The sequence below is a fragment of the Mycobacterium sp. genome (assembly GCF_049683355.1).
Classification (GTDB): domain Bacteria; phylum Actinomycetota; class Actinomycetes; order Mycobacteriales; family Mycobacteriaceae; genus Mycobacterium.
In genome coordinates this window covers 1-20,938 of sequence record NZ_JBAUJB010000241.1, presented here as the reverse complement: position 1 = coordinate 20,938, position 20,938 = coordinate 1, and the positions used below count along the sequence as shown (strand labels likewise).

18 protein-coding genes and 5 pseudogenes are annotated in these 20,938 nt (G+C 68.1%); 15 read left to right on the top strand and 8 right to left on the bottom strand.

Features of this window, described 5'->3' with window-relative positions:
- The first annotated feature begins 125 nt into the window (after positions 1 to 125).
- From WA944_RS14805 to yaaA, 6 genes are all read left to right on the top strand, one after another.
- On the top strand, positions 126 to 1,298 hold the full coding sequence (locus WA944_RS14805) for a PP2C family protein-serine/threonine phosphatase (RefSeq protein WP_526374826.1): 1,173 nt from the start codon (positions 126 to 128) through the stop codon (positions 1,296 to 1,298).
- Positions 1,295 to 2,887 carry a sensor histidine kinase gene (locus tag WA944_RS14800; RefSeq protein WP_526374828.1) on the top strand — a complete coding sequence of 531 codons (1,593 nt, stop codon included), beginning with the start codon at positions 1,295 to 1,297 and terminating at the stop codon, positions 2,885 to 2,887. The genes WA944_RS14805 and WA944_RS14800 overlap by 4 nt, the downstream gene beginning before the upstream one ends.
- Entirely contained in the window at positions 2,884 to 3,324 is a 441-nt protein-coding gene (locus WA944_RS14795; RefSeq protein WP_159230765.1) for a response regulator, read from the top strand. The genes WA944_RS14800 and WA944_RS14795 overlap by 4 nt, the downstream gene beginning before the upstream one ends.
- A 1-nt stretch (position 3,325) precedes the next feature.
- Complete coding sequence (locus WA944_RS14790; protein WP_526374830.1) at positions 3,326 to 4,462, top strand: alkaline phosphatase family protein; 1,137 nt, start codon at positions 3,326 to 3,328, stop codon at positions 4,460 to 4,462.
- 268 nt (positions 4,463 to 4,730) lie between these two features.
- On the top strand, positions 4,731 to 5,270 hold the full coding sequence (locus WA944_RS14785) for an NlpC/P60 family protein (RefSeq protein ID WP_526374832.1): 540 nt from the start codon (positions 4,731 to 4,733) through the stop codon (positions 5,268 to 5,270).
- A gap of 42 nt (positions 5,271 to 5,312) precedes the next feature.
- Positions 5,313 to 6,059, top strand: coding sequence for a peroxide stress protein YaaA (gene yaaA, locus WA944_RS14780; protein ID WP_526647078.1), 747 nt, complete (start codon positions 5,313 to 5,315; stop codon positions 6,057 to 6,059).
- Between the two features lie 20 nt (positions 6,060 to 6,079).
- Here yaaA and WA944_RS14775 read toward each other — a convergent pair whose 3' ends face one another.
- Entirely contained in the window at positions 6,080 to 6,580 is a 501-nt protein-coding gene (locus tag WA944_RS14775) for a hypothetical protein (RefSeq protein ID WP_526368684.1), read from the bottom strand.
- 151 nt (positions 6,581 to 6,731) lie between these two features.
- On the opposite strand from WA944_RS14775, the gene WA944_RS14770 reads away from it, so the two are divergent.
- The 3 genes and pseudogenes from WA944_RS14770 to WA944_RS14760 form a co-directional block, all read left to right on the top strand.
- Positions 6,732 to 6,983 carry a hypothetical protein gene (locus WA944_RS14770; RefSeq protein WP_526368682.1) on the top strand — a complete coding sequence of 84 codons (252 nt, stop codon included), beginning with the start codon at positions 6,732 to 6,734 and terminating at the stop codon, positions 6,981 to 6,983.
- A 42-nt stretch (positions 6,984 to 7,025) separates the two neighbouring features.
- Positions 7,026 to 8,342 (top strand): annotated as a pseudogene (locus tag WA944_RS14765) (amidase); the annotation flags it as partial.
- A gap of 76 nt (positions 8,343 to 8,418) precedes the next feature.
- Positions 8,419 to 9,240: pseudogene (locus WA944_RS14760) on the top strand (alpha/beta fold hydrolase); the annotation flags it as partial.
- Between the two features lie 10 nt (positions 9,241 to 9,250).
- On the opposite strand, the gene WA944_RS14755 reads toward WA944_RS14760, so the two are convergent.
- The 3 genes from WA944_RS14755 to WA944_RS14745 are packed head-to-tail and all read right to left on the bottom strand — an operon-like array spanning position 9,251 to position 11,582.
- Positions 9,251 to 9,475 (bottom strand): hypothetical protein, encoded by a 225-nt coding sequence (locus WA944_RS14755; protein WP_526368680.1) that lies wholly within the window; start codon positions 9,473 to 9,475, stop codon positions 9,251 to 9,253.
- Positions 9,476 to 9,503: 28 nt separating this feature from the next.
- Positions 9,504 to 10,781 carry a competence/damage-inducible protein A gene (locus WA944_RS14750; protein WP_526368678.1) on the bottom strand — a complete coding sequence of 426 codons (1,278 nt, stop codon included), beginning with the start codon at positions 10,779 to 10,781 and terminating at the stop codon, positions 9,504 to 9,506.
- A gap of 54 nt (positions 10,782 to 10,835) precedes the next feature.
- Positions 10,836 to 11,582 (bottom strand): glucose 1-dehydrogenase, encoded by a 747-nt coding sequence (locus WA944_RS14745; RefSeq protein ID WP_526368676.1) that lies wholly within the window; start codon positions 11,580 to 11,582, stop codon positions 10,836 to 10,838.
- A gap of 89 nt (positions 11,583 to 11,671) precedes the next feature.
- Here WA944_RS14745 and WA944_RS14740 point away from each other — a divergent pair, with 89 nt between their 5' ends.
- On the top strand, positions 11,672 to 12,736 hold the full coding sequence (locus WA944_RS14740; RefSeq protein ID WP_526647077.1) for an NAD(P)H-dependent amine dehydrogenase family protein: 1,065 nt from the start codon (positions 11,672 to 11,674) through the stop codon (positions 12,734 to 12,736).
- A 4-nt stretch (positions 12,737 to 12,740) separates the two neighbouring features.
- Here the strand turns inward: WA944_RS14740 and WA944_RS14735 are convergent, their stop codons facing one another.
- Both WA944_RS14735 and WA944_RS14730 read right to left on the bottom strand, forming a co-directional pair.
- The gene (locus WA944_RS14735; RefSeq protein ID WP_526368672.1) at positions 12,741 to 13,187 is read right to left on the bottom strand and encodes an ATP-binding protein; all 447 of its coding nucleotides are present in this window, start codon (positions 13,185 to 13,187) and stop codon (positions 12,741 to 12,743) included.
- 46 nt (positions 13,188 to 13,233) lie between these two features.
- Complete coding sequence (locus WA944_RS14730; RefSeq protein ID WP_526368670.1) at positions 13,234 to 13,629, bottom strand: STAS domain-containing protein; 396 nt, start codon at positions 13,627 to 13,629, stop codon at positions 13,234 to 13,236.
- A gap of 234 nt (positions 13,630 to 13,863) precedes the next feature.
- On the opposite strand from WA944_RS14730, the gene WA944_RS14725 reads away from it, so the two are divergent.
- The 3 genes from WA944_RS14725 to WA944_RS14715 all read left to right on the top strand — a co-directional run bounded on the left by WA944_RS14725 (position 13,864) and on the right by WA944_RS14715 (position 17,187).
- Positions 13,864 to 14,628 carry an HAD family hydrolase gene (locus WA944_RS14725; RefSeq protein ID WP_526368668.1) on the top strand — a complete coding sequence of 255 codons (765 nt, stop codon included), beginning with the start codon at positions 13,864 to 13,866 and terminating at the stop codon, positions 14,626 to 14,628.
- 53 nt (positions 14,629 to 14,681) lie between these two features.
- Positions 14,682 to 15,815 (top strand): nitronate monooxygenase, encoded by a 1,134-nt coding sequence (locus WA944_RS14720; RefSeq protein WP_526373725.1) that lies wholly within the window; start codon positions 14,682 to 14,684, stop codon positions 15,813 to 15,815.
- A gap of 205 nt (positions 15,816 to 16,020) precedes the next feature.
- Entirely contained in the window at positions 16,021 to 17,187 is a 1,167-nt protein-coding gene (locus WA944_RS14715; RefSeq protein ID WP_526647079.1) for a transposase, read from the top strand.
- Positions 17,188 to 17,222: 35 nt separating this feature from the next.
- Here WA944_RS14715 and WA944_RS14710 read toward each other — a convergent pair.
- Positions 17,223 to 17,669 (bottom strand): annotated as a pseudogene (locus WA944_RS14710) (helix-turn-helix transcriptional regulator).
- 88 nt (positions 17,670 to 17,757) lie between these two features.
- Between WA944_RS14710 and WA944_RS14705 the strand changes: the two are divergent.
- Both WA944_RS14705 and WA944_RS14700 read left to right on the top strand, forming a co-directional pair.
- Positions 17,758 to 18,357 carry a TetR/AcrR family transcriptional regulator gene (locus tag WA944_RS14705; RefSeq protein WP_526373723.1) on the top strand — a complete coding sequence of 200 codons (600 nt, stop codon included), beginning with the start codon at positions 17,758 to 17,760 and terminating at the stop codon, positions 18,355 to 18,357.
- Positions 18,354 to 20,609 (top strand): annotated as a pseudogene (locus WA944_RS14700) (molybdopterin-dependent oxidoreductase). Before WA944_RS14705 ends, WA944_RS14700 begins: the two are co-directional and overlap by 4 nt.
- Here the strand turns inward: WA944_RS14700 and WA944_RS14695 are convergent.
- Positions 20,606 to 20,938: pseudogene (locus WA944_RS14695) on the bottom strand (hypothetical protein); the annotation flags it as partial. The pseudogenes WA944_RS14700 and WA944_RS14695 sit on opposite strands and share 4 nt — an antisense overlap.

Genomic DNA, 20,938 nt, shown 5'->3' with positions numbered 1-20,938 from the left:
GCGGTCCGCAACGCCGCGTCGAGGTGTTGCCGACGAGGCCCGCCGCCCAGGGTATTCTCGGGAAATTGTCAATCGAGGGTGTCGGTGCGCGCCGCGACTGCGTGCCATGGGGGATTCGGGAGCGCATGCGCGTGCCTGATGACGGCGAAGAGCTGTCGCTGCTTTTGGTGGAGGACGATCGCGCGGACGCCATCCTGGTCGAGGAACTGGTCGCCGACGCGAGCTTCGACACCCGGGTGGTCTGGGCGGAGTCGATGGCCAAGGCAGAGCAGGAGATCGCCCGTGCCCGGCCCGACTGCATCCTGCTGGATCTGCACCTGCACGACGCCGACGGGATCGACGGGCTGACCCGCATCGCCAAACAGGACGCGACGGTCCCGGTCGTCGTGTTGACGGGCCTCAACGACGAGCACGTCGGTGTTTCGGCGGTGGCGTCGGGCGCCCAGGACTATCTGGTCAAGGGTCGGGTCGACCCGGAGGCGTTGCGCCGCGCCGTGCGCTACGCCATCGAACGCAAGCGCGCCGAGCTGACCGCAGTCGACCTGCACGCCAGTCAGCTGCGGGCCAGAGAGAACGCCCGGCTGGAGCGCGGCCTGCTCCCCTCCCCTCTGCTGCTGGACAGTCCCGGCGTCGAGATCGTCACCCAATACCGGCCCAGCCGGGAGAACGCCCTGCTCGGCGGGGATTTCTACGACTTCGTGCAGACCCCGGACCGTACCGTGCACGTGATGATCGGCGACGTGGCCGGTCACGGAGCGGATGAGGCGGCGCTCGGGGTCGCCCTGCGCATTGCTTGGCGCGCACTGACTTTCGCCGGACTGCGGGGTGCGGACCGGATGCGGCAGCTGGAGCGGATGCTGCGGGCCGAACGCGCGGGAAAGGGGATCTTCGCGACGGTGCTCAGTCTGGCGATTCCGCCGGAGGGCACGCTGCTCACCGCGGTGCGTGCCGGTCATCCCGGCATGCTGCTGCACGGCGGAGGCACCGTGGAGTGGGTAGAGCCGGCGGGTGGTCCGGCGCTGGGCCTGCACGCCGGCGACTGGACGCCCCAGCAGGTGGATCTGCCCGAGGGCAAAGGCCTGGTGCTGCTCACCGACGGCTTGTTCGAAGGGCACGTCGGGAGAGGCAACGAACGGCTCGGCGAGGCGGGGTTGCTCGAGCTGGCCCGATCGTTGGCCGCCCTGCCCGGCCGCGCGTTCGTCGACGCGCTGATCGATGCCGTCGAGGAGCAGGCGCAGTCCAGCGGGGGCATCGCCGATGACATCGCGGTGGTGCGGGTCGAACGGGTACGGCGATGAGCTCACGACGCCGGGTGCGGGCAGCGCAGTTGACCGTCCAGGGCTGGCAGTACCTCGTGCTCTCGGTGATGGGGATGGTGGTGCTCGTCGGCGGGATCACCGTGGCGGTGCTGCTCAATCGAACCGACCAGGTGTCCGGGCAGCTCATCGAGAACATCCAGCCCGCGCGGGTCGCGGCCTACCAACTGCAGGGCGCGCTGCGCGACCAGGAGACGGCGGTACGCGGGTATCTCATCACCGCCGATCCGCAGTTCTTGACCCCGTATGACGAGGGCCGGCTGATCGAGCAGCAGGCGTCGGCGGACATCCGGATCCTCGAGCAGGACCGTCCGGACCTGCTCGAGGATCTCGATGCCATCGAGCAGGCCTCCGGCTCCTGGCGCGCATCGTTTGCCGAGCCGCTGATCGGTGCGGTCCGCTCGGGTGACGTCAACGTCATCGCCGATGAGTCCACCGCGCTCGGAAGAACTGAATTCGACCGTCTGCGAGCCCTTTTCGACGTCCAGAACGACCATCTCGAGCAGGCCCGCAGCGACGGTATCGCCGAGCTCGAACAGATCCGCTCCTGGCGTAACGGCGTGCTGGTGGCGATGCTCGGCGCTTTCGCGGTGACGATGGTGCTGCTGGCCGTGTTGCTGCGCCAGGCGGTGGTGCGACCGCTGGACGCCCTGGCGGCGTCGTGCCGGCGCATCGCACGCGGGAACTTCGGCGAACCCATCCGCCCGATGGGACCCAAGGACATCCGGGGTATCGCCCTCGACGTGGACGAGATGCGGGAACAGATCGTCGAGGAACTCGAGGCGTCGCAGGCGGCCACCGAGGCGCTGGACGTCCAGGCCGAGGAGCTCCGGCGCTCGAACGCCGAGCTGGAGCAGTTCGCCTACGTCGCGTCACACGATCTGCAGGAACCGCTGCGCAAGGTCACGTCGTTCTGCCAGCTGCTCGAGAAGCGCTACGGCGACCAGCTCGACGAGCGCGGCATCGAGTACATCGGTTTCGCGGTCGACGGGGCCAAGCGGATGCAGGTGTTGATCAACGACCTGCTCACGTTCTCGCGGGTCGGCCGGCTCAACTCCACCGAGACCGACGTCGACCTGAACACCTCGTTGGACGACGCACTGTCGAACCTCTCCACGGCCGTCGAGGAGACGAGCGCGGTGATCGAGCGTCCGGCCGACGGCCTGCCGACGATCAAGGGTGACCCCACCCTGATGGCGATGCTGTGGCAGAACCTCATCGGCAACGCCATGAAGTTCCGCCGCGAGGACGTGGTACCGCGCATCGTCATCGACTGCCACGACGACACCGGAGAGGATGGCCGGCACTGGTCGTTCTCGTTGGCGGACAACGGCATCGGCATCCCGTCGGAGTTCGTCGACAAGGTCTTCGTCATCTTCCAACGGTTGCACGGCCGCGACGCGTACAGCGGCACGGGAATCGGGCTGGCACTGTGCAAGAAGATCGTGGAGCACCACGGCGGGACCATCTGGATAGACACCTCCTACACCGAGGGCACCCGCTTCCGCTTCACCCTGCCCGTTGCAGTAGCTGACACCGAGACCCCTGTACTGGAAGGATCACCGACATGACACCGGCCGAGCGCGCCATCGACGTCCTGCTGATCGAGGACGACCCGGGAGACGAACTGATCACACGGGAAGCCTTCGAGCACAACAAGATCAAGAACAATCTGCACGTCGCTCACGACGGCGAGGAGGGGTTGGACTTCCTCTACAGGCGCGGCGCCTACGAGGGCGCCCCCCGTCCGGACCTGGTTCTGCTCGACCTGAACCTGCCGAAGTACGACGGGCGGCAGTTGCTGGAACAGATCAAGTCCGATCCGGATCTCAGCCATATCCCGGTGGTGGTGCTGACCACGTCGTCGGCCGAAGAGGACATCCTGCGCAGCTACAAGCTGCACGCCAACGCATACGTGACCAAGCCGGTCGACCTCGACCAGTTCATGAACGCAGTGCGCCAGATCGACGAGTTCTTCGTGCAGGTGGTTCGGCTGCCGCAGTTCTGACATGGAACTGCCGCGCCCCGATCCCGCACTCCCCCATCTGGCCGATGTGGTGCCCTCGGTGCTGGCCGCCATGGGAGTCGCCGATTTCGAGCCGCGCATCCCGCTGGCCGCCGACGTCGGCGGAGCGTGCGTGTTGCTCATCGACGGGCTGGGCGCGCAGCTCCTGGACACCTATGCCGCCGACGCCCCGGTGCTCGCCGGTCTGCGTGGGCTGACGCTGCAGGTCGGCTTTCCGTCCACCACCGCGGCAGGGTTGGCCTCGGTGGGTACGGCATGCCGATCGGGTGAGCACGGAATGGTCGGAATGACGTTCCGGCTGCCCGACGTGGGGGTCGTCAACGCGCTGCGCTGGCGTCCGCACCCCTGGGGTGAGGATCTGCGTGATCGACTGCCTCCCGAAGCGGTGCAACCCCGGTCGACGGTGTTCGAGCGGGCCGCCGCCGCGGGCGTTGCGGTCAGCGTGATCTCCGGGGCCCAGTTCACCGGATCGGGGCTGACCCGCGCGGTGTTGCGCGGTGGCCGCTACCTCGGCGTGCACGCTCTGGGGGATCTGGCCGCCACCGCCGCGACCGCGATCGCCGACGGTGGCTTCTGCTACGGCTACCACGCCGACCTCGATCTGGTGGGCCACCTCCACGGTCCCGGGTCACCGGCCTGGCGGATGCAACTGCGGCAGGTCGACAGGCTGGTGGAGTCCATCGTCGAGAACCTGCCCAGCGGCGGCTTGCTCGCGGTGGTCGCCGATCATGGCATGGTGTCGCTCGACGAGGCCGACGTGGTCGACATCGACGCCACCGAATCGCTGCGCGAGGGCGTGGAGGCGGTCGGCGGGGAGGTACGGGCCCGCCACCTCTACACCCGGGGTGGCGCTGTCGAGGACGTGCTGACCGTGTGGCGCGACGTGCTCGCCGACCGCGCCTGGGTCACCAGCCGGGACGAAGCCATCGCCGCCGGCTGGTTCGGCGACCGGATTGCCGACGATGTCCGGCCGCGCATCGGAGATGTGGTCGTTGCCGCCAGGGGCTCGGCGGGGGTGCTGCGCCGCACCGCTGAGCCGATCGAATCTTCGCTGGTCGGGCAGCACGGGTCACTCACCGACGCCGAGCAGATGATTCCACTGCTGCTGGCCCATCGCTGAACAGGGCTGACGTCTTGCGGCCGACCGCCGCGCGTAGTGGCGTGAACGCCGCGTCGGCGAGCTGACATCTGCCGCTGCTGTAGCTCATCGAAACCCGAAAAAGGTTGTTGCGAAATTGATTTGGCTTTAGTTCCGGCATGCCGGCAACGGCCGGCCAATGAGGACGCAGCACAACGTTTTTCGTGAGGCACACGTCACAGTCACGGCAATTGTGAATGCCATCACAGATTTTGGTCGTTTTAGAGACCCGCTGTTAATGTCCCGTCGCATGTTTGCTCTCGCAACACTCTTGACGCTTGTCAACCAGGTGTCGGGCACGCCGTACGTCACCGGTGGTGACAGCCCAGCGGGCACGGACTGCTCCGGCCTGGTGTCGTGGGTGACCAACGCCGCGACCGGCAGGCCCGTCTACGGCGACCGATTCCACACCGGCAACATCGAGAGCGCGCTGCTCGCCCGCGGTTTCCAGCACGGGTCAGAACCGGGCGCGCTGGTGGTCGGCTGGAACAGCGGGCACACCGCGGTGACACTGCCCGACGGCACCCCGGTGTCCTCCGGGGAAGGCGGCGGGGTCAAGGTCGGGGGTGGCGGTGCCTACCAGGACCAGTTCACCAACCACATGTTCCTGCCGATGCCGGCCAACGAGCCACCCGCCGCCGACCCTGTGATGGCGCCCCCGATGGCGCCTCCGCCACCGCCACCACCGATGGGGCCCCCGCCTCCGCCGCCGCTACCACCGGCGCCGGCGGGGCCGGTCGTGCTGATGGGCGAGGAAGTCCCGCCGCCACCTCCCGGCGCACCGGTCTGACCGTCGTCGGCGCCCTGCCGGGCACCCATTAGCGTCTGACTCGTGATCGTGTTGCTGCCCCCGTCGGAGACGAAGCGAGACGGCGGAGACGGCCCGGCCCTGTCCCTGGACACGCTGAGTTCGCCGGCCCTGCGTCCGCTGCGCGCCGACCTGATCGGCGAATTGGTCGAGCTGGCGGCAGATCGGGACGCAAGCAGACGTGCGCTGGGCGTCTCAGCCCGTCAGGTTGCCGAGATCGACCGCAACGCGGCCCTGCGCACGGCCCCGACGATGCCGGCGATCGACCGCTACACGGGCGTGCTCTACGACGCCCTGGACGTCGGTTCGCTGCGCGGCGCCGCGGTTGCGCGGTCACGGGCCCGACTGGCCGTGGTCTCGGCACTGTTCGGGCTCGTGCGCGCCGAGGACCGGATCCCGGCCTACCGTCTCTCGGCCGACTCGCGGCTACCGGGCCGGCCGACCCTCGCCGCCCGTTGGCGACCGACACTCGAACCGGTGCTGGCTGCGATCGCCGAAGACGAGTTGGTCGTCGACCTACGCTCGGGCTCCTACGCCGCACTCGCCAGAGTGCCCGGTGCGGTGACCGTCGAGGTGGTCACCGAGCATGCCGACGGGCGCCGCACAGTGGTCAGTCATTTCAACAAGGCGCACAAGGGCCGGCTGGCCCGCGCGCTGTCGACGAGCCGATCCGAGCCGGCGGACGCGGCCGCCGTCGCGGCGGTGGCCCGTCGCGCCGGGATGCGGGTGCAGCGGCGCGGCGACCATCTGACCATCCTGGTGCCTGCGTGAGCGGTCGGGCGGCAGCCGGCTCAGAACTCGGCGATGGTGTCGGTGGTGTAGAACTCGGCCGGGATCTGTGAGTAGGCGCTGGGCCGGGTGATCATCACCCAGGCCCCGGTGGCCCCCGACATGATGGGGCCGCGCAGCGTGATGCCCGCGGCGCCCGCAGCGTCGGTGAACAGCGCGCTGCCGGCCACCCCCGCGTCCCCGGCATTGCACGGCACCGCGGACGACCGGGGTGCCTGGATCAGCCGCACCTCGTAGCGGGTGTTGGGCCTGCCGGTGGCGAACTGGATGTCGGCGACCACGTCCCCGCCGTCGGCGCGCACCTGCGCGGTCGCCCGTCCGTAACCGGTACCGCCGACGTACACCATCTCGCTGAAGTCACATCGCCGCAGGGCCTGGGACAAGGGCAGGAACGTCTCGGCCGTGTCGGCCGACGCCGCACCGGCACCGATCCCGCTGGCCAACGCCGACACCGAGATGGCCATGGCCGCGGCCGCGCGGGTGATGCGCGTGATTCGGGACATGTGTCAAGATCCGTTCGTCGGGTACATCTGGGCTGCAATTGGCGCTGCCGATAAGGTTAGATCGTCTCATCAAACTGCGCTCATCCGGGACGTCGCGAGCGGCCACGCGAAGCGTTGACGTGCACGGTTGCGCCCAGGACACTTCTGTTCGATGTCCACACTGTGGCTGTATCTGCGTATCCAGGCGATGACGTTCGTGTTCGGGATCGTCGGACCGATCTTTCTGGTGGTGTACTTCGCGGTCCAGCCCGACCCCACCGTGCGGTGGATGTACTGGTGGGGACTGTTCATCACGGCCGCCGACATCCTGATCGCTCTCGCGATCGTCGACTCGGCGGTGCGCACCGAACGCGACAACCGCGTGCCGGCACCCGATCGGACGCCGCACCCTCCGGGGCCTTGACCCGAGTTGCCGGCTCCCTCCGGTCGCAGGAGGATCCGCGTCATGGATTCTCGCACGGCGTTCGAACTCGCCGACACCGATGCGGTCGGTCAGGCCGCGCTCGCCGCTGCCGGTGAGGTGTCGGCGGCCGAACTCCTCGACGCCGCGATCATCCGGCTGGAGGCGGGCAGGCAGCTCAATGCTGTCATCACCGACCTGTTCGACCGTGGTCGCGAACAGGCCGCCGCCCTGGACGCCGCCGGTGTCCTGCGCCGGGGGGAAGGCGGCCCGCTGGCCGGAGTTCCGTTCCTGCTCAAGGATCTCGGGGCGTCGCTTGCCGATGCGCCCGAGGCGATGGGGTCGCGTGCCCTACGCGGATACGTCGCCCGCGAGTCGGCGTGGATCGTCGAGCGCTACCTCGAGGCGGGCCTCGTCGTGTTCGGCAAGACGAACACCCCCGAATGGGGTAACCACTGCACCACCGAGCCGTCGCTGTTCGGCGCCACCGCCAATCCATGGTCGCCGTCGGCCACCCCCGGCGGATCCAGCGGCGGATCTGCCGCGGCGGTCGCGGCCGGCATCGTGCCCGCCGCTTCGGGTGGCGACGGCACCGGATCCATCCGGGTGCCCGCCGCGTGCTGCGGTCTGGTCGGGCTGAAACCGCGCCGCGCGCGCACCTCATTCGCCCCCGGCGCCGGACACGGCCTCGAAGGGCTGGTGAACGAACACGCGCTCACCCGCACCGTCCGCGACAGCGCCGCACTCCTGGACGTCGTCGCCGGCGCCGGGATCGGCGACCCCTACTCGGTGCCGGTTCCGGCCGTGCCGTTCCGAGAGGCGATCGCCTCGAAGCCGGCCCCGCAGCGCATCGTGATGGCCACCGCGTCGCCGTTTCCCGGTCCGGCCACCGACCCGGCCGTGGTCAGTGCCGTCGAACAGGCAGCGGCGCTGCTCGCCGACCTCGGACACTCGATCGAGCTGGGCGGCCCGACCATCGACGCCGACGTCGTGGGCGATGCCATCGCCGTGCTGCACAACGTCAGCAATGCGCAGCTCCACGACCTGGCGCGCAATCACCTCGGCCGGGAACCGCGTGAGGACGAGTTCGAGCCGAGTACCTGGGTGATGGTCCGCGAGGGACTCAACACCAGCGGCGTCGAGTACGCCGCCGCCATCGCGGCGGTGCACGCCCAAACCCGACGGTTCGCCGGGCAGATGGCAGACCACGATGTGTTGTTGGTGCCCACCCTGCTCACCGCTCCCCCGCCGTATCGGCTGCTCGACCAACCCCGCGGATCAACCCGGGCGTTCTTCGACGTGGAGTTCGCCACGACCGGATGGACGTCGCTGGCCAACGTCACCGGGTGGGCGGCGGTGTCGCTGCCGCTGGGGCACACCGGGGCACTGCCCGTCGGGGTGCAGCTTGATGGCCCCCGACGAGACCGTCCTGCTGCACCGGGCAGTGTTCTGGCTGCACCGCACCCCCGGCGCGCCGGCAGATCCCCGTCGAGGCGCGCCTCTACGCCGAGCACAGCCACATCCGGCTGATCGGTGTCGACCGTCCCGGAATCGGCTCGTCGACACCGCACGAGTACGCGAGCGTCATCGACTTCGCCGACGACCTGCGCACCATCGCCGACACCCTGGGCATCGACAAGATGGAGATCATCGGTCTGTCCGGGGGCGGCCCGTACACGCTGGGCTGCGCGGCGGCGATGCCCGAGCGGGTGGTCGCCGTCGGGGTGCTCGGCGGTGTCGCGCCGACCCGGGGCAGCGACGGTATCGGCGGCGGGCTGATGGGCAACGTGGGGCTCGCGGTGGCCCCGGTGCTCGAGAAGGCGGGGACGCCGCTGAGCATCGTCGCCACCGGAGTGATCCGGCTGGTCAAGCCGATCGCCGAACCGGCCCTGTACCTGGACGCCAGCATCTCGCCCGAAGGTGACCGCCGGCTGCTGGTGCGGCCCGAGTCAAGGCGATGTTCCTCGACGACCTGCTCAACGGCAGCCGCAAACAACTGTCAGCACCGTTCGCCGACGTCGTGGTGTTCGCCCGCGACTGGGGATTCCGCCTCGACGAGGTCAAGGTCCCGGTGCGCTGGTGGCATGGCGACTGCGACCACATCGTGCCGTACTCGCACGGCGAGCATGTGGTCGGGATGCTGCCTGATGCCGAGCTCTACCCGTTGCCGGGCGAGAGCCACCTCGGTGGGCTGGGCGAAGCCGAGGCGATCATGATCACCATGAACGAGATGTGGGACGCCTACGACGCTCGCCGGTGACCGACCGTCGTCAGCGCTTCAACCAGCCGCGCACCGTCGGCAGATCCCGGCTGTAGGTCTGCAGGAAGTCGTCGTGATAGAGCGTGCCGCCGCTGATCGCGGCGTCGCCGCGCCACACGATGTGCACACGAACCACACCCTTGTTGAAGTAGTCGCTGCGATCGGCGACACGGTGATTCCACCCCGCCTGCTCGGCGATCGCGGAAATCGTCTGCCGGTCGTCGGTGTCAACCATCGATGATCCCTTCTTGTCAGGGGTCACCCTATCCCCTGCCGGTCAGCGTCCGTCGCAACAGATGCATGGCAACCGTCGTCGAGCGTTCCCGGACATCGGTCCGGTTGCCGGGCAGCGTCAACGTCCGCGTCAGCGAGGTGCCCTCGGCCAGCGCCACCGAAATGCACACCGTGCCCACCGGTTTGGTCGCCGTGCCACCGCCGGGTCCCGCCACCCCGGTGATCGCCACCGCGGTGTCGGCGCCGAAACGCTGCAGCGCCCCACGGGCCATCGCCTCGGCCACCGGTTCGGAGACCGCGCCGTGCGTCTCGATCAGCGTGGCGTCGACCCCGAGCACCTCGGCCTTGGCCGCGTTGGAGTAGGCGACCACACCCCCGGCGACGTAGGCCGACGAGCCGGGACGCTCGGTCAGCCTGGCGGCCAGCAATCCCGCGGTGCACGACTCCGCGGTGGCGATGCTGCGGCCGTCGAGCAGTCCGGCGACCTGGTCGTCGACCAGGGCGCCGTCCTCGGAGAAGATCTCGCGGGCGTGCCGCTCACGAAGCACCATCAGCAGGTCGGAGTAGACGCCCGCGTCCTGCGGTTCGTACCGGGTGACGATCTCCAGTTCGCCGCGCCGCAGGCAGGTGGTGATCTCCAACCGGTCGAAACCCGGGACGGTCTGCTCGGCGTCGCGCAGCGTGTCGGCCAGCCCGGACTCGGGCAGGCCGAACATCCGTACCGTCTGTTGCCGGTACTGCGTCCGGCCGGCGATGGCGTGCTGCACGGCCTCGGTGGCGACGGCCGCCTGCCACATCGGTTGCAGCTCGCGCGGTGGGCCGGGTAGCACCACCACGGTGGGCGTGCCGGCGACCACCACGCCGGGCGCGGTGCCCACCGGGTCCAGCACCACCGCACCGGTCGGCACCATCGCCTGTTTGCGGTTGGCGGCGCGCACGGCCTCGGCATCGAGGATCTGGCCGCCGGTCCGTCGTTTCATCAGGCCCAGGACGATCTCACCGATCCGGGCGTCGAGCGCCTGGTCGAGGACCAGGTCCAGGCCGCAGAATCGGGCGACGACCTCCACCGTCATGTCATCGGCGGTCGGGCCGAGACCGCCGCTGGTGATGATGAGATCTACGCCCTCACCGGCGAGGAACCGCAACTGGGCCTCGATGTCGGCGGGGCGGTCGCCACACAGCGTGATGTGGCGCAGTTCCACGCCCAATTCGAGAAGCCGGTCGGCGAGCCAGGGGCCGTTACGGTCCTGGACGCGTCCGGTGAGGACCTCGGTCCCCGTCACCACGATTCCGGCCCGTGCGCTCACGGAAGACGACACTACGCATGTCTCGAGGCGCCGGCCGCCTCGACCTGCGGGTCCCTATCTGTGGGGGACGTCGTTGACCAGGCCGCCGTCCATGACGAACTCGGCACCGGTGGAGTACCGCGATTCGTCGCTGGCCAGAAACACCACGAAGGTGGCGACCTCTTCGGGCTGCCCCGGACGCCCCAGCGGGATGCGCAGCATGTTGTCGGGGAAGTGCTTGGTCATCGGGGTCCGGATGAACCCGGGGTGGATGGAGTTGACGCGGATCTGGTGCGCACCAAGCTCCAGTGCCGCCGACTTGGTCAGTCCGCGCACCGCCCACTTGGACGCCACATACGGGTGCACCATGATGGCGCCGCGCAGCCCCTCGATCGAGGACACGTTGATGATCGAGCCCCCGCCGGCGGCCTTCATCGCCTCCACCGAGGCCTGCATGCCGAGGAACGTGCCGGTGAGGTTGACGTCGATGACCTTCTGCCACTTCGCCATGTCGAACTGTCCGATCAGACCGAGCGCGACCGTGCCCGCGTTGTTGACCAGGACGTTGAGCTTGCCGAACTCGCTGACCGCGGTGGCGACGGCTGACTCCCAGTCGTCGGCTTGGGTGACGTCGAGGTGCACATACCGCGCGGAATCCGCTGTGGTGGCGTTGATCTCCTCGGCGAGCTCCTTGCCCTTGTCGTCGAGGATGTCGCCGATGACCACCTTGGCGCCTTCAGCGACCAGCGCCCGGGCGTCCTCGGCGCCCATCCCCTGCGCCCCGCCGCTGACGAGTGCTACTTTTCCGTCCACGCGTCCCATGGGGCGACAGATTACCGCACGGCCGCGGAGAAACTAGAACCTGTTTCAATTTCCGAATTCAGCACGCATACTGCTCCCATGGGTATCGTGTGGCGCTCATCGGTACCGGGAACTGCGCCAGTCTGGCGCTGCGTCAGCTCATCGAAGACGCGCGCTTCGACCTGACCGGAGTGTGGGTCTCCTCGGAGGCCAAGATCGGCAAGGACGCCGGCGAGCTGGCGCACCTGGATGTGAGGACGGGCGTGACAGCCGTCAACGACATGGACGCGATCATCGCGGCCGCACCTGACTGTGCCGTCTACTGCGCGATGGGAGATGTGCGTGCACGCGAAGCGCTGGCCGACGTCCGCGGGCTCCTCGATGCGGGCATCAACGTCGTCGGTTCGTCTCCCGGCTTCCTCGAATACCCGTGGGGTGTCATCCCCGACAGGACCATCGAACGGGTGGAAGCCGCAGCGCGACAAGGCAATGCAAGCCTGTTCATCACCGGGGTGGATCCCGGGTTCGTCACCGACCTGCTGCCGCTCGCGCTGCCGAGTACCTGCCAGAGCATCCAACAGATCCGCACCATGGAGATCGCCGACTACGCCACCTATGACGGGGCGACGGTGATGTTCGACGTGATGGGGTTCGGCAACCAGCTCGGCGACCTGCCGTTCCTTTATCAGCCCGGCATGCTGAGTTCGGCGTGGGGTGTGGGGATCCGTCAGCTCGCAGCGGGTCTGGGCGTGGAGCTGGACGAGATCAGGGACTCCATCGAGCAGGAACCCGCGCCCGAGGACTTCGACGTCGCGGTCGGCACCATCAAGAAGGGCACCGTGGCCGCGGTGCGCTTCCAGATCGAGGGGGTCGTCGACGGTGACCCGGTGATCGTGGTCGAACATGTGACACGGCTACGCGGGGATCTGCGGCCGGACTGGGCCCAGCCTGCGCAGGAAGGTGGGTCCTACCGGGTGGAGATCACCGGAGAACCCTCCTACGTCATGGACATCGCGCCGACCAGCCGCAACGGCGACCACAACTATGCAGCGATATTGGCGGCGGCCGGCAGGATCGTCAACGCCATCCCCGACGTCGTCGCCTTCAGCCCCGGCATCCGGACCACGCTCGACCTGCCCCTGGCGACCGGTAAGGGTGTCTACCGGCGGCTGTGATCGCTCAGCGCCGGCCGATCCCGTTCCATTCGAGCCGCACCCGCGTGCCGTCCGTGGAGGTCTCGATCGCGGCCCGGTCGGACAGCGTCTCCATCAACGGGATGCCGCGGCCCCGGGTACGAGGCGCCGGATCGGTCTGCCGGGGCCGCCAGGTGCCGCGGTCGCAGATCTCCACCCACAGCTTCTGCTCGGCCGGGTGATAGGTGGCCTGGATGTCCATGGTGCCGGGGGTGTCGGCCAGTCGGTAGGCGAACTCTGCGGCATTGGCCAGTGCTTCGTTGATGGCCAGCACCATATCGCTGCACCGTACGGCGTCCAGATCGAAGAACCGCTGCAGCCACTGCGTGAATTCCTGGCGGGTCCGGGATACCGCCTGTGCGTCGGCTTCGAGTCCGAATCGCTCGAAGCGTTCTGAGTTGGCTACCTCAGTCGGCGGCATGGAATCGATCATGGCAGTCGGTGGGCTACCCCGGAAATCACGTTCCTACGCGGCTTTCCTAAGTCTGATGGGCTGCAAGGGCTTCGTCGAGGTTCGGAAACAGGCTGACAATGTCGGCGATACCCACCAGCTTGAGGGGCCGGCTGGTCGCCGGGCCGTCGGCGACGACGCTGAAGGACACCTCCGCGCCGGCCTTGTCGTGTGCCGCGACCAGGACGCCCATCCCGGCGGAAGCGAGGAACTCGACCTCGGTGAAGTCGATCACCACGCCGGCCGGTTGCTGCCCGAGCGCACCGTCGATCGCTGTCTCCAGCTGGGGAGAGGTGAGCATGTCGACCACACCGGACACCGACACGACGGCGACGCGATTGACCCATCGCTCGGTCACCACACAGTTCGATGAAGATGTCGCCCCGAAAGTACCGGTTGTGTCTTCGGTTGATTGCTCGTCCAAGGTTCACCTTCCATGTCAGGCGGCTCCACGCATACTGCGAGAGCACTAAAGTGCCGCTCGCGCAGGCTGCATCCTGAACCCGGCAAGACCAAACTACCGTGATCGTCTGCTGCGATCCGGCCACAGATTAAACCAGCAGTGCCGACAACGCCCGTAGCATGGTGTGTCCACCCTGCGTGACAGCGCTTGACAGCCATCTTTCCATCTCGCAGATTCTGGACGAGGAGCGGATCTTTGAGCGCTGACGCCGCGAACCGGGTAGATCCCCTCACGCAGATCGATGCGAGTCCGCCGGGTCCCCGGATCGGTGCGTTCTTCGACCTCGACGGCACCCTGGTCGACGGTTTCACCGCGACCGCGCACGCCGGTGACCGGATACGCCGTCGTCAGGCGCGAATCGGCGAGGTGCTGGGCGTGATCGAGGCGTCCATGCGCTACCGGTTCGGCCGGATGCACTTCGAACGGCTGCTGGTGCGTGCCGCCGGCTATCTGCACGGGGAGTCGTTGGCGGAACTCGACGACGTCGGCGAACGCCTGTTCGGTGAGCGGGTGCGCTCGCGGGTGTACCCGGCGATGCGCCAGATCGTGCTCGCCCACCAGCGGCGTGGCCACACGGTGGTCCTCAGTTCCTCGGCGCTGACGATCCACGCCGAACCGGTTGCCCGCTTTCTCGAGATCGACCACGTGCTGTGCAACCACTTCGACGTGGACGACGCGGGCCGGCTGACCGGTCGCATCACCAAACCCGTCATCTGGGGCAGGCAGAAGGCTGCAGCGGTCCAGGAATTCTGCGCGACCAGCGCTATCGACCTGACTCGCAGCTACTTCTACGCAGACGGAGACGAGGACGCCGCGTTGATGGCTCTGGTCGGGCATCCGCGGCCGGTGAACCCCCGCCGCGGCCTGGCCGCCACGGCCGCCGAGCAGGGCTGGCCGGTGCTGCGGATGTCGCCGACGGGCAGGGGCATTCTCGGTGTCCGCCGTGGTGTACTAAAGTAGAACACGTTTCAGTTTTGTCGTGAACGTGCCTATCGGCCCACCAGGAGCGAACTATGCATACTCCCCTGTGCGATCAGCTCGGCATCGAGTTCCCCATCTTCGCCTTCACCCATTGCCGTGACGTGGTGGTGGCGGTCAGCAAGGCCGGCGGCTTCGGTGTGCTCGGCGCGGTCGGGTTCAGTCCGGAGCAACTCGAGATCGAGCTGAACTGGATCGACGAGCACATCGGCGACCACAACTACGGCGTCGACATCGTCATCCCCAACAAGTACGAGGGCATGGACGCGAACCTGTCCGCCGACGAGCTGTCGAAGATGCTCCAGGACATGGTCCCACAGGAACACCTCGACTTCGCGAAGAAGATCCTGACCGACCACGGCGTTCCGCTCACCGCCGAGGACAACGAGAGCACGCTGCAGCTGCTCGGCTGGACCGAGGCCACCGCGACCCCGCAGGTCGAGGTCGCGCTCAAGCATCCGAAGATGACGCTGATCGCCAACGCGCTGGGCACCCCGCCGAAGGACATGATCGAGCACATCCACGCCGAGGGTCGCAAGGTGGCCGCGTTGTGTGGCTCACCCAGTCAGGCGCGCAAGCACGCCGACGCGGATGTCGACATCATCATCGCCCAGGGCGGCGAGGCCGGTGGGCACAGCGGCGAGGTCGGCTCGATCGTGCTGTGGCCGCAGGTAGTCAAGGAGGTCGCTCCGGTGCCGGTGCTGGCCGCGGGCGGCATCGGTAGCGGACAGCAGATCGCTGCGGCGCTGGCGCTGGGCGCCCAGGGCGCGTGGACCGGTTCGCAGTGGCTGATGGTCGAGGAAGCCGAGAACACCCCGGTGCAGCAGGCGGCCTACGTCAAGGCGGGCAGCCGTGACACCGTGCGGAGCCGTTCGTTCACCGGCAAGCCGGCCCGGATGCTGCGCAACGACTGGACCGACGCCTGGGAGAACCCGGACAACCCGAAGCCGCTCGGGATGCCGCTTCAGTTCATGGTTTCGGGTCTCGCCGTCGCCGCGACGCACAAGTACCCGAACGAGACCGTCGACGTCGCATTCAACCCCGTCGGCCAGGTCGTCGGACAGTTCGAGAAGGTGGAGAAGACCTCGACAGTCATCGAACGCTGGGTGCAGGAATACCTCGAGGCGACCACCACCCTCAACGAGCTCAACGAGGCCGCCAGCGTGTGACGTCGGCGCAGTTCGTCACACTCAGTGGCTGTTGCGAAATGCCGGTGGAGGTCCTTTGTCTTAGCGGGTGATCGCGAAACGATGGGGTATGGCTCGTTCGTATCGTCCGGTGGAGCGTGATCAGCAGTTCTTGTTGGCGCCGAACATGGCTGGTTGGCTTGCTGATGATCATCTGGTCTGGTTCGTTCTCGATGCCGTGGAGTAGCTGGACACATCGGCGTTTCACCAGCGTCGACGCACCGGCGGCGTTGGGCGGGCGGGTTATGACCCGGACATGTTGGCATTGTTGATGTACGCCTATGCGACGGGGCAGCGGTCCTCGCGGCGCATCGAGCGCTTGTGTGCCGATCACGTCGCCTACCGGGTGGTGTGCGCCCAGGACGCCCCGGATCACACCACGATCGCGCGGTTCCGCGCCGAGCACGATGCTGCGTTGGTCGACGTGTTCGCTCAGGTGCTGCGGTTGTGTGCCCAGGCCGGGATGGTGCGGGTGGAATCAGTCGCGATCGACGGCACCAAGATCGCGGCCAACGCCTCGATGTCGGCCAACCGATCTCAGCAGTGGGTGCGCGAGCGGGCTCGTCAGATCGCCGAGGCCGCGGTCGGCGAGGCCGCCGCCGCCGCCGACCGCCAAGAGAAGTATCTGCAGCGTGTCGAGGCCGGTGAGGTCATGACGGGGCCCCCGCCGGCAGGCGTCGACGAGGTCCGGCTGTGGCGGGCCCGACTGGCCCGTCAACAGCAGCGGCTGGCCCCGCTGATCGACGTGCGCGGAACTCCACAAGCCCAGCAGCGCGGCGACATTCGCAAGTTGATCCGCAAGGCGCAGGCGCGGCTGGCCGACGCCGAACAGCGTCAGGCGGCGGGACTGGTCGATCGGCGTGGCTCAGCGGCGCGTCAACGCGTCTACTTTCAAGCCCGCCGCGGACCAAAGGGCGGACCGGTGGTGAATCTGACCGACCCGCAGGCCCGGTTGATGGTGCAGGGCCGCGGCGGCGGATCGGTGCAGGGCTACAACAGCCAGATCCTGTGCTCTGACGACCACCTCATCATCGGGGTGCATGTGTCCCAAGACGCCAACGATCAGCACTGTTGGACACCGGCTTTGGCTGCGGCGACAACCCAGGTCAATGTGCTGGGCAAGACGATCGGGCTAGTCCTGGCCGACAACGGATATTTCACCGAAGCCAACCTCACCAGCGCTGGCCCCGAGCGGCTGATCGCACCCGGCTGTGGCCGAGACGCCCAACACGACGCCGAACACCGCCCCACCCAAGGCTCGCCACCGCCGGAGCTGCCACCGGCAGACGCTATGCGCCACACGCTGCGAAACCTGATCAGGCACGGCGATACAAACGCCGTTCAGCGACCGTAGAACCCGTCATCGGACATCTCAAAGACCGCATCGGCCTACGCCGCTACGCCCGACGCGGACTGGCAGCCCGGTGCTTCTCGATTCCTGATCGGTCTGGTGATCTTCTTCTCCACGCATGGCGGCAGGCCCGCGGTAGATCCCGCGGCCTTGTCGCGGTAGGTGCTGGGCGGCGACCAGCTCAGTGAACCGTGTGCTGAACGTTCCCAACGACGAAACCACACTGCGAAGCACACTTCGGTCACGGTGCGGTCACCGCGACGCAGCAGCGCCATCGCACGCTCGATGCGGCGTGTCATCAGGTATGAGTACGGCGCCTCGCCGTAGGCGAACTTGAACTGACGCGACAGATGCCCGGCCAACATGTTGATGCCCCTGGCCAACGTGTCCACGTTCAGCGGCTGGGCATACTCCCGATCGATCCGGTCGCGGACCCGGCGCAACAGCGTGAGATCACGCAGACGTGAGTCGGATTCACTGGGCACCGGCAAATCCTACGTCCGCATTCTCTTCACCTGTGGCTCCAGATTATGTAGGGTTACATACATAGCGCGCAGGAAGGCGGTCCCCGAAGTGACGAGCCCACGTGAACGCATGGTCGTCTCGGCGGCACTGCTGATCCGGGAACGAGGTGCGCATCCGACCGCCATCGCCGACGTTCTCGCGCACAGCGGAGCGCCTCGCGGGTCGGCGTATCACTACTTCCCCGGCGGACGCACGCAGTTGCTCTGCGAAGCGGTCGACTACGCCGGCGAGTACATGGCCACCAGGCTCGACGCGGCGACCTCGGCCCTCGACGCGCTCGACGAACTGTTTGCGGAGTATCGTAAGCAATTGCAGCGCAGTGACTTTCGTGCAGGTTGTCCGGTGGTTGCGGTGGCCGTCGAAGCCGGTGACCCCGCAAAACTCGACCAGGCGCAACCCGTGATCGAGCGGGCCGCCGCAGCCTTCGCCCGCTGGCGGAAGGTGATTCGGCAGCGGCTGATCGCCGATGGGGTGCCCGCGCAGCAGGCCGGCGCGCTGGCGCTGCTGGTCCTGTCCTCGTTCGAAGGGGCCCTCGTCATCGCGCGGGCGTCGCGCGACCTCGAGCCCCTCGACACCGTCCGCGCCCAGCTCCGGTCGCTGATCGATGCCCAGACCCCACCGACCGGACGAAAGCGAACACCGCGATGACCGACCAACCCGGCACCTGGCAGCCCACGGCGTGCATCTTGTGTGAATGCAACTGCGGCATCGTGGTTCAGCGCGAGGGTCGCACCCTGGCCCGGATCCGCGGCGACAAGGACCATCCTGCCTCGCGCGGCTACACCTGCAACAAGGCGTGCGCCTCGACCACTACCAGAACAACCACGCCCGCCTGACCTCCCCCATGCGCCGGCGGCCGGACGGCACCTTCGAAGAAGTCGACTGGGACACCGCGGTTTCCGAGATCGCTGCCGGGTTCCGGACGATCGCCGACACCCACGGCGGCGACAAGATCTTCTACTACGGAGGCGGCGGACAGGGCAACCACCTCGGCGGTGCCTACAGTGGCGCATTCCTCAAGGCGCTCGGTTCGCACTACCGTTCCAATGCGCTGGCGCAGGAGAAGACCGGCGAGCACTGGATCGACGCCCACTTCTACGGCAACCGTACGCGGCGAGTTCGAGCATGCCGAGGTGTCGGTGTTCGTCGGCAAGAACCCGTCGATGTCGCAGAGCTTTCCGCGGGCCCGGGTGGTACTCAACGAGATCTCCAAGGACCCGACGCGGTCGATGGTGGTGATCGACCCGGTGATCACCGACACAGCGAAGATGGCCGACTTCCACCTTCGGGTCCGGCCGGGCACCGACGCATGGTGCCTGGCGGCCCTTGCCGGCGTGCTGGTGCGGGAGAGTCTCTGCGACGAGGCGTTTCTCGCCGATCACGTCACCGGCGTCGGCGCGGTGCGGGAGGTCCTCGGGGAGGTGCCGGTCGGTGAATACGCGCAGCGTTGTGGCGTCGACGAAGACCTACTGCGTGCCGCGGCGCGCCGCATCGGCACGGCCGGCAGCGTCGCGGTGTTCGAGGACCTCGGCGTTCAGCAGGGACCCAACAGCACCCTGTGCTCGTACCTCGACAAGATGCTGTGGATCCTGACCGGGAACTTCGCCAAACCTGTTGGCCAGCAGCTGCATTCGTCGTTCGCGCCGTTGTTCCGGGCCGGTGGAGTCGGCCGAACCCCGGTGACCGGTGCGCCGATCATCGGGGGTCTGGTGCCGAGCAACGTCGTGCCAGAGGAGATTCTGACCGACCACCCCGACCGGTTCCGCGCGATGATCGTGGAGAGCAGCAATCCGGCGCACTCGATGGCGGACTCGCACGCGGTGGCCCGGGCGTTCACCGAACTCGAGCTGCTCGTCGTCATCGATGTGGCGATGACGGAGACGGCCCGGCTGGCGCACTATGTCCTGCCCGCGGCGACGCAGTTCGAGAAGGTCGAGGCGACGTTCTTCAACCTGGAGTTCCCGCACAACACCTTCCATCTGCGGCACCGACTGCTGGAACCGCTGCCCGGGACCCTGCCCGAGCCCGAGATCTGGGCACGCCTGATGCGCGCCCTCGGTGTTGTCGACGAGGCCGAACTGATTCCGCTGCGCCGCGCGGCCGAGTTGGGACGTGCGGCGTTCACCGAGGCGTTTCTCCAGGCCGTCGGCGCCAACCCTGCGCTGGGAAAGGTGTTGCAGTTCGTGCTGTACGAGACCCTGGGTCCGACGTTGCCCGACGGGCTCGGTTGGGCGGCACCGCTGTGGGGGCTGGCGCAGAAGGCGGCGATGACCTATCCGGAGGCGGTGGCGCGGGCCGGGCATGCCGACGGCAACGCACTGTTCGACGCGATTCTGGAAGGTCGCTCCGGTGTCACGTTCACCGTCCACGACTACGAGGACGACTTCACGCTGATCTCCCATCCGGACCGCAGGATCGCGCTGGAGATCCCGGAGATGATCGCCGAGGTGCGGGGGTTGGCAGCAGCGCCGGAGGGTCTGACGTCGCCGGAGTTCCCCATCGTGCTGTCGGCCGGTGAGCGTCGCGCGTACACCGCCAACGACATCTTCCGGGACCCGTCCTGGCGCAAGCGCGACCTCGACGGCGCGCTGCGGGTCAGTGTCGAGGACGCGGAGATCCTCGGGTTCACCCACGGTGGCCGCGCTCGGGTCACGACCGCGGCGGGAGCAGCGGAGGTGACCGTCGAGGTCAGCGACACGATGATGTCCGGCCACGCCTCGATACCCAACGGCTACGGACTCGACTTCGCCGACAGCGACGGCCATGAGCACCGCCGCGGGGTGGCACCGAACTCTCTCACGTCCAGTGCGTGGCGTGATGCCTACGCCGGGACGCCCTGGCACAAGCACGTACCGGCGCGGATCAAACCCGCGCCGCTGGCAGCGGTCGCCGGCGGTTAAGGACTGAGCGGCGGCGCGGCGGGTGCCGGCGGCGGCGCGGCAGGTACCGGGGCCTGCGGGCCCAAGGGCAGGCCTGCAGGAGGTGTGGCGTCGGCGACCATGGGCCGCTGTGTCAGCAGCAGCAGCGCGTCACCGCCGCTGACCTCCTGGGTCTGCATGGCGTGCCACAGGTCCCGCAGATAGGTCAGCCGGGGCTGACTCGGCGCCACCGGGGCGTCGCTGGTGCCCGGGGGCAGGTTCTCCGGGCTCGGCAGATGGGGAACGGCCTCGACGGCTGTGTCGGCGGCACCCGTCGCAATCACCTGCGCGGGAGCCTCGGCGTCCAGCGG

Coding starts and splice junctions, on each gene's coding strand:
- WA944_RS14805 (WP_526374826.1), top strand. CDS start 126: ATGCGCGTGCCTGATGACGGCGAAGAGCTGTCGCTGCTTTTGGTGGAG.
- WA944_RS14800 (WP_526374828.1), top strand. CDS start 1,295: ATGAGCTCACGACGCCGGGTGCGGGCAGCGCAGTTGACCGTCCAGGGC.
- WA944_RS14795 (WP_159230765.1), top strand. CDS start 2,884: ATGACACCGGCCGAGCGCGCCATCGACGTCCTGCTGATCGAGGACGAC.
- WA944_RS14790 (WP_526374830.1), top strand. CDS start 3,326: ATGGAACTGCCGCGCCCCGATCCCGCACTCCCCCATCTGGCCGATGTG.
- WA944_RS14785 (WP_526374832.1), top strand. CDS start 4,731: ATGTTTGCTCTCGCAACACTCTTGACGCTTGTCAACCAGGTGTCGGGC.
- WA944_RS14775 (WP_526368684.1), bottom strand. CDS start 6,580: ATGTCCCGAATCACGCGCATCACCCGCGCGGCCGCGGCCATGGCCATC.
- WA944_RS14770 (WP_526368682.1), top strand. CDS start 6,732: ATGTCCACACTGTGGCTGTATCTGCGTATCCAGGCGATGACGTTCGTG.
- WA944_RS14755 (WP_526368680.1), bottom strand. CDS start 9,475: ATGGTTGACACCGACGACCGGCAGACGATTTCCGCGATCGCCGAGCAG.
- WA944_RS14745 (WP_526368676.1), bottom strand. CDS start 11,582: ATGGGACGCGTGGACGGAAAAGTAGCACTCGTCAGCGGCGGGGCGCAG.
- WA944_RS14735 (WP_526368672.1), bottom strand. CDS start 13,187: ATGATCGATTCCATGCCGCCGACTGAGGTAGCCAACTCAGAACGCTTC.
- WA944_RS14720 (WP_526373725.1), top strand. CDS start 14,682: ATGCATACTCCCCTGTGCGATCAGCTCGGCATCGAGTTCCCCATCTTC.